The following is a 14,474-nucleotide window of genomic DNA, read 5'->3' on the forward strand; positions in this document are numbered from 1 at the left end:
CCTCGAGCCGCTGCCGCCGGGTTGGGCGGCGGGCGACGAGGCGCGGCTGACGGCGGGGTGTGACCGAAGCTTCGCCACCTGCCGCGAGCGGTTCGCGAACGGCCTGAACTTCCGGGGGTTTCCGCATATCCCGGGAGCGGACGCGGCGCTGGCGGTGGCCAAGAGCGACGGGTTGCACGACGGATCGGCGGTGGTGCCGTGAGCGCGCGCGTACGGGCGCTCCACGCCGCGCGCGCATTTCTCGGCACGCCATACCGCCATCAGGGCCATCGCCGGGGGATCGGCTGCGACTGTCTCGGCCTCGTGCGCGGCGTGTGGCGCGAGCTCTATGGCGGAGAGCCGGAGGTGCCGGGGCCCTATTCGGCGGATTGGGCGGAGACGGGAGGCGGCGATCCTTTGCTCGAAGCCGCGCGTCGGCACTTTCTGACCGTCTCGCAGGGCGGCGGTCTGCCGGGCGATCTCGTGCTGTTTCGCTGGCGCGATGTCGGCCCCGCACGCCACTGCGGCATTTTGGACGAACCCGGCGAGGCGGGCCCGAGATTGATCCATGCCTACGAGAGAGCTGCGGTGGTTTCTTCGCCGCTGACGCCCGGCTGGGCTGGACGGATCGCCGCCGCGTTTCGATTTCCCGACGAGGTCTGAGCCATGGCGACCATTCTTCTGCAGGCGGCTGGCGGGGCGCTTGGCGGGCTGATCGGCGGTCCGTTCGGAGCCGTGGCCGGCCGGGCGATCGGCGCGCTGGGCGGCTACGCGATCGATAACCGGCTGATGGCCGGCGGCGCGCGACGCGACAGCGGGCGCTTGCGCACGAGCCGTGTGATGGAGGCCGACGAGGGAGCGGGCGTTGCCCGCGTCTACGGCACCGCGAGGGTGGCGGGCCAGGTGATCTGGACGACGCGCTTCGAAGAGGCGAGCCGGACGGAGCGCCAGGGCGGCAAGGGCGGCGCGCCGCAGGGCACGTCGACGACGACATACAGCTATTTCGGCAATGTCGCGGTGGCGCTCTGCGAGGGGCCGATCGCCTGCGTGCGCCGCATCTGGGCCGACGGGGAGGAACTCGACCTCGCCGCCATCCAGTGGCGCCTCCACCACGGCGATGAGAGGCAGGCGCCCGATCCGCTGATCGAGGCGAAGCAGGGTTTGGGACAGGCACCGGCCTACCGCGGGCTGGCCTATCTCGTGTTCGAACGGCTGCCGCTGGAACGCTGGGGCAACCGGATCCCGCAGATATCCTGCGAGGTCGTTCGCCCGGTTGGTGACTTGGAGAAGCGCATCCGGGCGATCACGATCATTCCTGGCGCGACGGAGCATGGGCTCGATCCGATCGTGGTGCGAGAGCGCGTCGGAGCGGGACAGGATCGGCTGCTGAACCGCAACGTCCTGCATGGAGCCAGCGATTTCGCGGCCTCGCTGGACGAGCTGACGGCGCTATGTCCGAGGCTCGAGCGGGCGGCGCTGGTCGTGTCCTGGTTTGCCGACGATCTCCGGGCGGGGCGTGCGACCTGCCGCCCCGGTGTCGAAACCAACGCGCGCGACGAAACCGAGGTCTGGAGCGTCGGCGGGCTGGCGCGCGCGAACGCAAGGGCGGTGAGCGAGGTCGAGGGTGGACCGGCCTATGGCGGCACGCCATCGGATGCGGGGGTGCGCCGGTCGATCCAGGCGCTGCATGCAAAAGGGTTAAAGGTCACCTTCTATCCCTTCCTTCTGATGGACGTTCCGCCGGGGAACGGGCTGGCCGATCCTTATGGCGGAACAGCTCAGGCACCTTTTCCCTGGCGCGGGCGGATGACGCTGGACGTGGCCGAAACGCGTGCCGGAACCACCGACCGGACACCGGATGCGCGGGCGGAGATCGGGCGCTTCGTCGGGGCGGCTGCGGTGTCGGACTTTTCCGTCGATGCGCAAGGCGTGCGTTACGCGGGACTCGCGGAATGGTCGTATCGCCGGATGATCCTGCAGCAGGCTCACCTCGCCCGATCGGCCGGCGGCGTGGACGCCTTCGTGATCGGCTCGGAGATGCGCGGCCTGACCCGACTGCGCGACGAGGCAGGACGCTTTCCGTTCGTCGAGGCGCTGATGGTGCTGGCGCGGGACGTGAAGGCGATCCTGCCGGATGCGCTCGTGACCTACGCGGCGGACTGGAGCGAGTACTTCGGCTACCAGCCCGAGGACGGCAGCGGCGACGTCTTCTACAATCTCGATCCGATCTGGGCCGATCCGGCAGTTGGGGCTGTCGGCATCGACAACTACCTACCGCTCTCGGACTGGCGGGACGACGAGGCGACGGAGTCGCGCGACGGGATGGTCTCGCCCTACGACCTCGACGGGCTCGTCCGAGCCATCACGGGCGGCGAGCACGCCGATTGGTTCTACCCGAGCGAGGGCGCTCGGCGCGTTGGCGAGCGCAGCAGCATCACGGATGGGTTGGGCAAGCCGTGGGTCTTCCGCGCGAAGGACATCCTGTCGTGGTGGTGCGAGCCGCATGTCGAACGGCGGGGCGGGGTCGAGGCGTTGACGCCCACGGCGTGGATGCCCCGATCGAAGCCGGTCTGGTTCACCGAACTCGGCTGCCCGGCGATCGACAAGGGCGCGAACCAGCCCAACGTCTTCGTGGACCCGAAGTCGGCCGAGAGTGCGTTTCCGCATTTCTCGACTGGGACGCGGGACGATCTCATGCAGCGGCGTTTCCTGGAGGCGCACCAGCGGCATTGGGACGACGAGGCCGCAGGCTTCGACGCGGCGCGCAATCCGGTCTCGCCGATCTATGGCGGGCGCATGGTGCCGGCGAACGCCATTCACCTCTGGACCTGGGACGTGCGGCCCTTTCCGGCCTTCCCGGAACGCGCCTCGCTCTGGCGCGATGGCGACAACTGGCAGCGCGGCCACTGGCTGAACGGGCGCCTCGGACGTGCCTCGATGGACGCGCTGATCGCGGCCCTCCTGCGCGACCGCGGGTTCGAACGCTTCGACGTTTCGGCCGTCGACGGGCTCGTCGGTGGCTTCGTCGTGTCGGGTCCGGGAACGGCGCGTGGGGAACTGGAAGAGCTGATGCGGCTGACCGGGATCGAGGCTTTCGCGAGCGGGGGTGTGCTCCGGTTCCGTTCGGTCGCACGGCGGAGCGAACGTCGAGAGGCCATGGCTCTCGTGGACCCGTCGGACGAGGCGCCGTTCGAGGTGCGCCGCGTCGAGGACGGCGAAGCGCCGGGCGAGGTCGTGGTCGGCTTCAGTGACGGGGACCGCGCCTATCGCTCGACGGCCGCCGAGGCGACACTTCCCGGCCGGTCGCAGCCGGGCCAGGCAACAGTGGAACTGCCCGTGGTGCTGACGGAGGGCGAGGCGCGGGGACTGGCGCGGGGTCTCCTCGAACGGGAAACGAGTGAGCGGGAAGCGGCGCGCTTCGCGCTTTCGCCGTCCGAGATCGAGGTGGGCGTGGGCGACCTCCTGACGCTCGCGGATCGGCCTGGGCTCTGGCAGGTGGAGCGGATCGAGGATGGTTCGTCCCGCCGGGTGGAGGCGCGGCGGGTGGGCCACCGCAGCGGAGCGCAAGCCGTCGGCGCGCCTGCCTTTGCCGCCCAACCGACAGGCCCAATGTTCGCCTCGCGCCCGCTGGTCGCGCTTCTCGATCTGCCGAAGCTCGGCGCTGGCGGCGGCGGCGCGCTCGTGGCCGTCTCGGCGAGGCCGTGGATGCCCTATGTCGTCACGGCTTCCGCCTCGGTCTCGGGGCATGCGGTTCGAACGGTTGCCGCAGCCTGCGCGACGGTGGGGCATCTGGTGGTGCCGCTCGAACCGGGCCGGGAGGAGATCCTCGATCGCACGCACACGATCGTGGTGGATCTGGCGACCGGCAGCCTCGCCTCGCTCGATCCCGCGCTGGTCGATGCCGGCGCGAACACGGCGGCGGTGCGCGCCGGCAATGGCGCATGGGAAGTGGTGCGGTTTCGCGAGGCCGAGGAGATCGGTCCCGCGCGCTATCGCTTGCGTGGACTTCAGCGAGGCATCGGGGGGACCGGGGAGGAAGCCGGCTCGGGAGCGCCGGCGGGTGCGCCCTTCGTGCTTCTGGACCAGGCGGTCTCGCAAGTGCCGCTCGAAGAGGACGAGGCGGGCGTGCCGATCGACTGGCGGACGGTTCCGGCCGGGCGGGCGCTCGACGACGGGGCGGCGGACAGGCGTACGGCGGCGCTCGGCCGGCGCGTCCTGCGGCCGTTGTCCCCGGTCCATCTTCGCGGCCGCTACGATTCGGGCGGACTTGCGCTCGCCTGGATCCGGCGGACGCGATCGGTCGATCCGGCCTGGGAGGGAACGGATGTGCCGCTGGACGAGGAGGGCGAAACCTACCGCGTTAGCGTGAGTGGCGGCGAACACCGACCTTGGACCGAGACGGTCGGGGTGTCCGGATTGCAATTGTCTGCCGATGACCTCGGCGGCCGGATGGGTGGGCTGCCGGGGGAACTCGTCGTGCACGTCGCACAGGTCAGCCAGAGCTATGGGGCAGGGGCCGCGGCGCGGCTGTGCCTGACCCGGCGCTGATATCTCTCAACGAAAGGAACGGACATGGACGAGATCAAGAACTGGTACGAATCGCGCTCGGTCTGGGGCGGCGTCCTGGCGCTGGCGGCTTCGCTGACAGGGTTGTTCGGGGTCGAGGTGGTCGGGCTGGCGAGCGACGAGGCCGTGACCGCGCTGACGGCGGCAGCGGGCGCGATCGGTGCGGCGGTGGCCATCTTCGGCCGCTTCGACGCCCGCACCCGCATCCGGTGAGCGGGCGGGCGCCCGTCCACGGGCGCCCGTTCATTCGACATTCAGCACGCGGTCTCTAGTGTTGCGGACAACAGACCCTGGATGAGACATGATCCGACCTGCCCTACGCCGCATCGCTGCGTCCTCGCTTCTCGGTTTCGCTCTGATCGGCTCGGCCGCCGCGGCCATGCCGATGCGCCCGACCGGGAGGGCCGCGATTCCGACGACGGACGCATCCAAGGAAGTTCGTCTGGCGCAAAGGGGCGGATGCTCGTCCGCCGCCGCGCAGGCCGCTGCTCAGACGGGTGGGCAGGTCCTGTCCGTTCGCATGTCGCAGCAAGGCGACCGGACCGTCTGCGTCGTGACCGTGTTGATCCCGGCGAGCGATGGAAACCGCCCCCGCCGTCAGACGATCACGATCGAGCAGTAAGCGCATGCGCAGGGCAAAACGAGAAGCCGGGACGAGACTGCCATGCGCATCCTGATCGTCGAGGACGACACGAACCTCCGGCGGCAGCTGATGGAGGCTCTGACCGGGGCGGGCTATGTCGTGGACCAGGCTTCCGACGGCGAGGACGGACATTTCCTCGGCGACACGGAGAGCTACGACGCGGTGATCCTCGACGTCGGCCTGCCCAAGATGGACGGAATCAGCGTCCTGGAGCGCTGGCGGCGGGAAGGGCGGGCGATGCCGGTGCTGCTCCTGACCGCGCGCGACCGCTGGAGCGACAAGGTGGCGGGGATCGATGCCGGCGCGGACGACTACGTCGCCAAGCCCTTCCACATGGAGGAGGTGCTGGCGCGGGTGCGCGCCCTGATCCGCCGCGCTGCGGGACACGCTTCCTCGGAGATCCACTGCGGGCCGCTGCGTCTGGATACGAAGGCCTCCAAGGCGAGCCTCGACGGGACTCCGCTCAAGCTGACCTCGCACGAGTTTCGCCTCCTGTCCTACCTGATGCATCACCAGGATGAGCTGGTCTCGCGGACCGAGCTGATCGAGCACATGTACGATCAGGACTTCGACAGGGATTCCAATACGATCGAGGTCTTCGTCGGCCGGCTCCGCCGCAAGATCGGCGTCGACATGATCGAGACGGTGCGCGGTCTCGGCTACCGCATGCGGCACGGCGGCTAACCTTGAACGGAGCCGACGCAGAGGCATCGGAGGAAAGGCCGCCGGCCGAGGCGAACCGGCCGCGGCTGACGGAGAGCCTGACCTTTCGGGTGGTTTCTTTGTCGAGCGTCTGGGTCGTCGCGGCGTTTCTTGTGGTCGCCGGTCTGATCTCCGGTCTCTACGAGCGCACCGCGCAGTCGGGCTTCGAAGCCGTCGTGCGGGCGCAGCTCTACAACCTCATCAATTCTGTGACGGTGGACGAGACGGGGACCTTGTCCGGGGTCCCGAACCTCGGGGACCTGCGCTATTCGCAGCCGCTTTCCGGCTGGTACTGGGAGGTGCTTCCCGCCAGTGCCAACACGCAAGGGCGGCTGGCCTCGTTCTCCCTGGGGCCGCGCAAGATCGCGGACGAGCCGACCGAGCTTGCGCCCTTCGACATGCAGTATCGCCGCGACTATCGAACGGAGGGGCTCGACGGCGAGACGCTCTACGTCGAGGAGGCGGAAGTCGTCCTGGACCAGGACAACCACGCCGCACGCTTCCGCGTGATGGGCAATGCCAGCGTGGTGGAATCCGACATCGACGCCTTCGACCGCAAGATGGCGCTCTATCTCGGCTTCTTCGGTCTCGGCTCGATCGTCGTCAATGCGCTGGCCATCCTCTACGGCCTGCGTCCGCTGGCGGGCGTGCGCCGCGCGCTGGCCGACGTGCGTGCCGGACGCGCCGAGCGCTTGAAGGGCAACCTTCCCGCCGAGATCCGACCGCTGGCGCTGGAGATGAACGCGCTGATCGACAGCAACCGCCGCATCGTGGAGCGGGCGCGCACGCAAGTCGGAAATCTCGCCCATGCGCTGAAGACGCCGGTTGCCGTGCTCCTGAACGAGGCTTCGGCGATCGGTGGTCAGAAGGGGCGGATCGTCGGCGAGCAGAGCGAGATCATGCGCCGTCAGGTCCAGCATTATCTCGATCGCGCACGGGTAGCCGCCACCGACGGCGCCATCGTGCGCACGCCGGTCGTGCCCGTTCTGGACCGGCTTCTGAAGGTTCTGCGACGGCTCGACCCCAACACCACGTTCGAACAGCATCGGTCGGAGGATGCGGCCGGCATCGTCTTCGCCGGCGAGCAGCAGGACCTCGAGGAGACAATCGGCAATCTTCTCGAGAACGCCTCGAAGTATGGCCGGGGCCGCGTCGCGCTTTCGCTCGAGGCGAGCGGCGCGGAGAGCTTGCGGATCGTGGTCGAGGACAACGGGCCGGGGTTGTCGGAAGAGGACATGGCGGAGGCGCTGAAGCGGGGCCGGCGCTTCGACGAGCAGCGTGCCGGCAGCGGGCTCGGACTGTCGATCGTCGCTGATACCGTTTTGCAATACCGCGGATCTTTTCGGCTCGCGCGCTCCGAAATCGGAGGATTGCGTGCGGAGGTGATCTTGCCTCGTGCCCCCGGCGCGCCGATGTCCTGACACGACAACTTGTTGTGGCCGCATGGGCCGCTCGAGCGGCGGACGGACGAATGCCGAAAATCTGGACCACCTGCCTCGTCGCCGCGGCCCTGCCTTTTCTGTCGGGTTGCCTGACCAGCGCCGCGCGCAACGCGCCGGAGCCGCTGTCCGACCGGGCCGCAGCGCTGCGCGGCAGCATCACCCCGACGAACAGCGTGAAGCTCAGCCCAACCGCCGAGCAGCGCGCCTTGCTGGCGCAGTATCAGGCGCTGCAATTCGGAAGCGTCGGGCAAGCCGTGCCCTGGGAGTCGGACGGTTTCAAGGGCGAGATCACGCCGACGCAGCTCTATCGCATCGGCTCGCAGGACTGTCGCGGCTACACGCATGTGATCACGCGCGGCTCCTCGAAAGTTCGGCAGGTCGGAAGCGCGTGCCGCACCGGCGCCGACCTGTGGACCCCCGTCGCCTGACCTCGTCGACGGTCCTGATGCCGATTTGAATGGGCTTTCCGGCGCGGGGTTGTTAGAGCAATTCCAGACCGGAGACGGGGCGGTTCCGCGTTGCTCGCGCCCAGCGGGGGAGCGATGGCGCACGACGCTCGCCGTTCTCCCCATGTGCCTCGATCGGCGGCGCGAGCCGCCGTCCCCCGGGATCCTTGATGCTGTTCTGGCTCATCGCCTTCGTCCTTGCCGCCACCGCGACGCTCGTGATCGTCCTGCCGCTCCTGGTGCGCCCGGCGCGAACCGCAGTCGCCCGCGAGACCTATGACGAAGAGGTCTACCGCGCCCAGCTGAACGAGTTGCGCGAGGACGAGGCGAGGGGCAGCATCGGATCGGAGGAGGCGACAGCCTCTCGCGCGGAGATCGGACGGCGCTTGCTCCGCGCGCGCGAGGCCGCCGAGGCGGCACCCGACGCCCGCCCGCAGGCGCGATCCGCCGTCGTGGCAGGGCTGGCCGTGGCGCTGTTGCTGCCGATCGGAACGTTTCTCTTCTACGACCGGTGGGGATCGCCGGACGCACCGGATCAGCCGCTGGCCTCCCGGGAAGCAGCCGGCGACACGTTGGACGTCGACGCCGCGGTCGCCGAAATCGAGCGGCGTCTTGCCGCCCAGCCCGACGACGCCGCGGGCTGGAACGTCGTCGCTCCCGTCTATCTCCGACTGGGGCAGGGCGAGAAGGCCGTGACGGCGTTTCGCAACGTGCTGCGTCTTTCGCCTCCCACAGCGCAAACGGTTTCGGGGCTCGGCGAAGCTCTCGTCCAAGCGGCGGACGGAAAGGTCACGCCGGAAGCGGAAACCGAATTTCGTCGCGCCCTGTCGCTCGACGCGCAATGGGTGCCCGCGCGGTTCTTCCTGGCTCTCTCGCTCTCGCAGCAGGGACGGGCTCCGGAGGCGGCCGAGGCCTGGAGCGAACTCCTGCGGACGGGCCCGCCGGATGGTCCGTGGCGTCCGGTGGCGGAAGCGGCCCTCGCCGATGCGCGCTCCGGTGCGGGCGTCGCATCCACGCCGCAGGCTCCCGGACCGACGGCGGACGACATCAGGAACGCCGAAACCCTGTCCGACACGGATCGGCTGGCGATGGTTCAGGGAATGGTCTCGGGCCTTGCGGAGCGGCTACGCGTTCAGCCGAAGGATGCGGAGGGGTGGAAGCGGCTCCTGCGCTCCTACCTCGTTCTAAAGCAGCCTGACGAGGCGCTTGCGGCATTGCGGCAGGTGCGGGCCGTATTCCCGGAAGCCTCACCGGAGCTTATGGATATCATGAGCTTCGCACGAGAGCTCGGACTGCAGCCGGATACCGCAACACCATGACGCGTAAGCAGAAGCGCCTTGCCAGCCTGTTCGGCATCCTGGCCGTCGTCGCGACGGCCGCGGGGCTCGTGCTGACGGCGCTGTCGGACAGTGTCGCCTTCTTCAATTCCCCGACCGACCTGGCTGCCCGCGCCCCTAGCGACGAGCAGCGCATCCGCCTGGGCGGGATCGTCGAGGCGGGTACCGTGCACCGCGACGGCGCGCAGCGGGTCTCGTTCCGCGTGACGGACACGGTGGAAAGCGTGCCGGTCACCTATGCCGGCCTGCTGCCCGATCTGTTCCGCGAGGGGCAGGGGGTGGTGGCGGAGGGGCATCTGGGCAATGACCGGGTGTTCGTCGCGGACACGGTTCTGGCCAAGCACGACGAGACCTACATGCCGAAGGAAGTCGTCGACGACCTCAAGGCGCGCGGCCTCTGGAAGGACGGCGCCATCGTCTCGGCCACGGAAACACAGCCTGCGGGAGCCGGCTTGTGATCGTCGAACTCGGGCATTTCGCGCTGGTGCTGGCGCTTGGCACGGCGCTCGTTCAATCCGTGCTTCCGCTCCTGGGCGCGCGCACCGGCGACGCGCGGCTGATGGAAGCCGGGTCGGCGACGTCCGTGACAGGACTCGCGCTGCTTGCCCTGGCGTTCGGGGCGTTGACGGCAGCCTACGCGACCTCGGACTTCTCCGTGCTCAATGTCGTGGAGAATTCCCACTCCGCCAAGCCGATGATCTACAAGATCACGGGCGTCTGGGGGAACCACGAGGGGTCGATGCTCCTGTGGGTGCTGATCCTATCGCTGTTCGGAGCGCTGGTGGCTCTGTTCGGCCGCGACCTTCCGCCGAGCCTGAAGGCGACGGTGCTCTCGGTCCAGGGCTGGATTCTGACCGCCTTCCTGCTGTTCATCCTCCTGACCTCGAACCCGTTCACGCGCGTGATCCCGGCGCCGTTCGAGGGCAACGATCTCAATCCGATCCTTCAGGACATCGGCCTCGCGATCCATCCGCCGCTCCTCTATCTCGGCTATGTCGGCTTCTCGATCGCCTTCTCGTTCGCGGTGGCCGCCCTGATCGAGGGGCAGATCGATGCTGCCTGGGCGCGCTGGGTGCGCCCCTGGACGCTGCTCGCGTGGCTGTTCCTCACCGGAGGGATCGCGATGGGCTCGTACTGGGCCTACTACGAACTCGGCTGGGGCGGCTGGTGGTTCTGGGACCCGGTGGAGAACGCCTCCTTCATGCCGTGGCTCTCGGGCACGGCGCTCCTTCATTCGGCCGCCGTAATGGAGAAGCGTTCCGCGTTGAAGGTCTGGACGGTGCTGCTGGCCATCTTGACCTTCTCGCTTTCGCTGCTCGGAACCTTCCTGGTTCGCTCGGGGGTCCTGACCTCGGTTCACGCCTTCGCTGTCGATCCGGAACGCGGCGTCTTCATCCTGGCGATCCTGTGCATCTTCATCGGCGGCTCGCTGGCGCTCTTCGCCTTCCGGGCGAGCGAGCTGGAGAGCGGTGGGCTCTTTGCGCCGATCTCTCGCGAAGGCGCGCTGGTCTTCAACAACCTGTTCCTCACCACGGCAACGGCCACGGTGCTCGTGGGAACGCTGTACCCCTTGTTTCTGGAAGTGTTCACCGGCACGAAGATTTCGGTCGGCGCGCCCTTCTTCGACCTGACCTTCGGGCCGCTGATGGTGCCGCTTCTGTTTGCGGTGCCGTTCGGTCCCCTGCTCGCATGGAAGCGGGGGGACCTCCTGGGTGCAGCCCAGCGGCTCTACGCAGCGGTGGGCGCCGCCCTGTTCGTGACGATCGTGGTGCTCGCGGTGAACGAGGGAACCAAGATCCTGGCGTCCCTCGGCATCGGCCTTGCGGTCTGGGTGATGGTCGGCGCGCTCGTGGATCTGGCGGGACGGGCAGGCCTGCCGAAAGCCGGATTGCGCATCGCCTTCGCCCGACTGGTGGGGCTACCCCGATCGGCCTTCGGCACGGCTCTCGCCCATTTCGGGGTCGGCGTGACGCTGCTCGGCGTCGTGTGCGTCAGCACCTTCGATACCGAGACCGTCACCACGATGCAGCCGGGGCAGACGGTGGCGGTCGGCGGGTTCGATTTGCGTTACGACGGGCAGACGTTCCGGCAGGGACCGAACTATCGTGAGGACGTCGGTCGTTTCACGCTGCTTGATGGCGGCAACGAAACGGGGGTCATCGACAGCGCCAAGCGCTTCTATCCGGCACGCCAGATGCCGACGACCGAAGCGGGCATCCACACGCTGGTGTTCAGCCAGATCTATGTTTCTCTGGGAGATGCGACGGCCAACGACGGGTCGATCGTGGTTCGCATCTGGTGGAAGCCGCTGGTGACGCTCATCTGGCTCGGCGCCGTCGCGATGGCGATCGGGGGCGCGGTCTCCCTCAGCGACCGTCGTCTTCGGGTCGGAGCGCCGGCAAGGCGTCGCGCCGCCAGGGTGGCCTGATATGGTGCGTCGATCACGAACGCGAGCGATCGCCTTGGTGTGCCTCATGGGCTGGGCCTTTCCGGCGCTGGCGGTGCAGCCGGACGAGGTCCTGCCGAACGCGTCGCTCGAGCAGCGGGCCCGCGACCTGTCGGCGGGGCTTCGCTGCATGGTGTGCCAGAACCAGTCGATCGACGATTCCGACGCGCCTCTGGCGCGCGACCTCCGGCTCCTGGTACGCGAGCGCATCACGGCCGGCGATAGCGACGAGGACGTCATCGACTATTTGGTATCGCGCTACGGCGACTTCGTGCTGCTGCGTCCCCGCGTGCGCTGGGATACGGCACTTCTGTGGGGCGCGCCGATCCTGCTTCTGGGTATCGGCATCGTCGTGCTGCGGCGGTCGGGTCGACCGGCCGTTCAGTTTCCTCCCGCAGGCGACCTTTCGGCGGCGGAAGAGGCGCAACTGGCGCAGATCCTGGACGACGGACCCGGCCGGGGCGATGGGCGCTAACTGCCCGACCTTACGAAGCTTTCATCCTCGCGAAAACTTGCCGTAACGTTGCGACCCCTACTTTCCCACCATCGGACGGGCCAAATGGCTCCCGTCGGCGGATCGGGAATTCAACGAGGGTCCTTCGCATGAACACGAACTTCAACAAGACAACACGTCGCCTTTCCACCGCGGTCTTGGCGGCGGGCGTCGCAGGCGTCGTCCTCGCGGGCGGCGTCGTTTCCAACGTGGTGCCGAGCTTCGCCCAGGCAGTGGCGGTTCAGCCGACGGGTGAGAACCCGGGCTTCGCCGACGTGGTTGAAAAGGTCTCCCCCGCGGTCGTCTCCGTGCGCGTGAAGGAGCAGGTGCGGCCGGCGAGCGACGACGGCAATGCCGAGTCGCCCTTCGACAACCTGCCGGAAAATCACCCGCTCCGGCGCTTCTTCGAGTTCGGCAATCCCGGCATGCCGGGTTCGCCCGATGGCCGTCAGGCGCCGCGCCGCAGCCCGCGCCAGGGCATGGCGCAGGGGTCCGGCTTCTTCATCTCGGACGACGGCTACCTTGTGACCAACAATCACGTGGTCGAGGGCGGCAGCGACTACACGGTCGTTCTGGACGACGGCACGGAGCTGAAGGCGGAACTGATCGGCACCGACTCGCGCACCGACCTCGCGCTGCTGAAGGTGGACGGTGGTCAGCGCAAGTTCACCTATGTCGATTTCGCGGACGACTCCAAGGTCCGGGTCGGCGAGTGGGTGGTGGCTGTCGGCAATCCGTTCGGTCTCGGCGGCTCGGTGACGGCGGGCATCGTCTCGGCGCGCGGCCGCGATATCGGCGCCGGCCCCTACGACGACTTCATCCAGATCGACGCGGCGGTGAACCGCGGAAACTCGGGCGGCCCCGCCTTCAACCTCGAAGGTCAGGTGATCGGCGTCAACACTGCGATCTTCTCGCCATCGGGCGGCAATGTCGGCATCGCCTTCGCCATTCCGGCTTCGACGGCCAAGAGTGTCGTGCAGTCCCTGCGCGAGAACGGCAACGTCCAGCGCGGCTGGCTCGGCGTGCAGATCGCGCCGGTGACGCAAGATATCGCCGAGGCGCTGGGGCTGAACGCGGAAGAGGGCGCCATCGTCACGCTGCCCGATACCGACACCCCGGCGGTGAAGGCGGGCATCCAGACCGGTGACGTGATCACGGCGGTGAACGGGCAAACGGTCAAGGGTCCGCGCGAATTGGCTCGCAAGGTCGCCGAATATCGTCCCGGTGCGACCATCGACGTCAAGATCTGGCGCAACGGCGAGGCGCGCGACATCAAGGTCGAGCTCGGCAACCTGTCCAGCCTCGACGAAGCGTCGAACACCAGCGGCAACAGCAACGTGCCGGTCAATCCGTCCTCGCTGCGCGGCTACGGCCTGACGCTCACTCCGTCGGACCAGGGTGACGGCGTCGTCATCACCGAGGTCGACCCCGACTCCGAGGCCGCCAACCGCGGCGTCTCGGCGGGCGACACGATCGTGGCGGTGAACGGCAGCTCGGTGAAGTCGCAGCGCGAGGTCGAGGACGCGATCAAGAAGGCCGCGACCTCGGGCCGGAAGGCGGCGCTGTTCCAGCTTCGCAGCGGCGATCAGAACCGCTTCGTGGCCCTGCCGATCAGCGGAAGCTGATCGCGATCCACTCGCCGGAAATCCGGGGGCGGCGTCCGCCGCCCCTGTTCGCCCGCTTCATCGAAGGATATTCACGATGACGATGTCCGCGCCGTCCTCTAAATCGGATCACATGCGCATCCTCATCATCGAAGACGACCGGGAGGCCGCCTCCTACCTTGCGAAGGCCCTGCGGGAGTCCGGCCATGTGCCGGACCATGCGGCGGACGGCGAGATGGGATTGCACATGGCGCTGACGCAGGCCTACGACGTTCTCGTCGTGGACCGCATGTTGCCGCAGCGCGACGGCCTGTCGGTCGTCTCCGCGCTGCGCGAGAAAGGCAATGCCACGCCGATCCTCATCTTGTCCGCGCTGGGCCAGGTGGACGACCGGGTGAAGGGCCTTCGTGCCGGCGGCGACGACTATCTCCCCAAGCCCTACGCCTTCTCCGAGCTTCTGGCCCGCATCGAGATCTTGGGCCGGCGACGCGGGACCAAGGACGTCGAGACGGTGTATCGCGTCGGCGATCTGGAGCTCGACCGCCTGTCGCACGAGGTGCGTCGCGCCGGCAAACCGATCACCCTTCAGCCGCGCGAGTTCCGCCTCCTGGAATATCTGATGAAGCATGCCGGCCAGGTTGTGACGCGAACCATGCTTCTCGAGAATGTCTGGGACTACCATTTCGACCCACAGACCAACGTGATCGACGTTCATATCTCGCGCCTCCGCTCGAAGATCGAGCGCGAGTTCGGCGAGCCCCTCCTGCATACGGTTCGCGGGTCCGGATACATCATCCGCGCCGGGGACTGAGGGTC

At 68.3% G+C, this 14,474-nt stretch carries 14 protein-coding genes; all 14 read left to right on the forward strand.

The genetic code is table 11. The features are described from left to right. A partial coding sequence (locus AUL34_RS12080) for a phage BR0599 family protein (protein ID WP_192845742.1) occupies window positions 1–202 on the forward strand: 202 nt, incomplete at its 5' end. Then, window positions 199–642 carry an NlpC/P60 family protein gene (locus tag AUL34_RS12085; protein ID WP_061934121.1) on the forward strand — a complete coding sequence of 148 codons (444 nt, stop codon included), beginning with the start codon at window positions 199–201 and terminating at the stop codon, window positions 640–642. The genes AUL34_RS12080 and AUL34_RS12085, both read left to right, overlap by 4 nt. Window positions 643–645: 3 nt before the next feature. Further along, window positions 646–4,527 (forward strand): glycoside hydrolase/phage tail family protein, encoded by a 3,882-nt coding sequence (locus AUL34_RS12090; RefSeq protein WP_061934123.1) that lies wholly within the window; start codon window positions 646–648, stop codon window positions 4,525–4,527. Between the two features lie 24 nt (window positions 4,528–4,551). Then, window positions 4,552–4,758, forward strand: coding sequence for a hypothetical protein (locus tag AUL34_RS12095; RefSeq protein WP_061934125.1), 207 nt, complete (start codon window positions 4,552–4,554; stop codon window positions 4,756–4,758). An 88-nt stretch (window positions 4,759–4,846) separates the two neighbouring features. Then, window positions 4,847–5,167 carry a hypothetical protein gene (locus tag AUL34_RS12100; RefSeq protein WP_061934127.1) on the forward strand — a complete coding sequence of 107 codons (321 nt, stop codon included), beginning with the start codon at window positions 4,847–4,849 and terminating at the stop codon, window positions 5,165–5,167. A 42-nt stretch (window positions 5,168–5,209) separates the two neighbouring features. Continuing rightward, window positions 5,210–5,872 (forward strand): response regulator transcription factor, encoded by a 663-nt coding sequence (locus AUL34_RS12105; RefSeq protein WP_061934129.1) that lies wholly within the window; start codon window positions 5,210–5,212, stop codon window positions 5,870–5,872. 98 nt (window positions 5,873–5,970) lie between these two features. Then, complete coding sequence (locus tag AUL34_RS12110) at window positions 5,971–7,311, forward strand: ATP-binding protein (RefSeq protein ID WP_061934256.1); 1,341 nt, start codon at window positions 5,971–5,973, stop codon at window positions 7,309–7,311. 50 nt (window positions 7,312–7,361) lie between these two features. After that, window positions 7,362–7,760, forward strand: a complete 399-nt coding sequence (locus AUL34_RS12115; RefSeq protein ID WP_061934132.1) for a hypothetical protein — start codon at window positions 7,362–7,364, stop codon at window positions 7,758–7,760. Between the two features lie 188 nt (window positions 7,761–7,948). After that, window positions 7,949–9,097: a c-type cytochrome biogenesis protein CcmI gene (gene ccmI, locus AUL34_RS12120; RefSeq protein ID WP_061934134.1), complete on the forward strand. Its 1,149-nt coding sequence runs from the start codon at window positions 7,949–7,951 to the stop codon at window positions 9,095–9,097. Next, window positions 9,094–9,573: a cytochrome c maturation protein CcmE gene (ccmE, locus tag AUL34_RS12125; protein ID WP_061934136.1), complete on the forward strand. Its 480-nt coding sequence runs from the start codon at window positions 9,094–9,096 to the stop codon at window positions 9,571–9,573. Before ccmI ends, ccmE begins: the two co-directional genes overlap by 4 nt. Beyond that, entirely contained in the window at window positions 9,570–11,543 is a 1,974-nt protein-coding gene (locus AUL34_RS12130) for a heme lyase CcmF/NrfE family subunit (protein WP_061934138.1), read from the forward strand. The genes ccmE and AUL34_RS12130 overlap by 4 nt, the downstream gene beginning before the upstream one ends. Before the next feature lies 1 nt (window position 11,544). After that, on the forward strand, window positions 11,545–12,036 hold the full coding sequence (locus tag AUL34_RS12135; protein ID WP_061934140.1) for a cytochrome c-type biogenesis protein: 492 nt from the start codon (window positions 11,545–11,547) through the stop codon (window positions 12,034–12,036). Between the two features lie 128 nt (window positions 12,037–12,164). Then, window positions 12,165–13,679 (forward strand): Do family serine endopeptidase, encoded by a 1,515-nt coding sequence (locus tag AUL34_RS12140; RefSeq protein WP_061934141.1) that lies wholly within the window; start codon window positions 12,165–12,167, stop codon window positions 13,677–13,679. 76 nt (window positions 13,680–13,755) lie between these two features. Then, window positions 13,756–14,469, forward strand: coding sequence for a response regulator transcription factor (locus AUL34_RS12145; protein WP_082653331.1), 714 nt, complete (start codon window positions 13,756–13,758; stop codon window positions 14,467–14,469). Window positions 14,470–14,474: the final 5 nt, after the last annotated feature.

This window comes from Aureimonas sp. AU22, assembly GCF_001463745.1.
GTDB lineage: Bacteria > Pseudomonadota > Alphaproteobacteria > Rhizobiales > Rhizobiaceae > Aureimonas.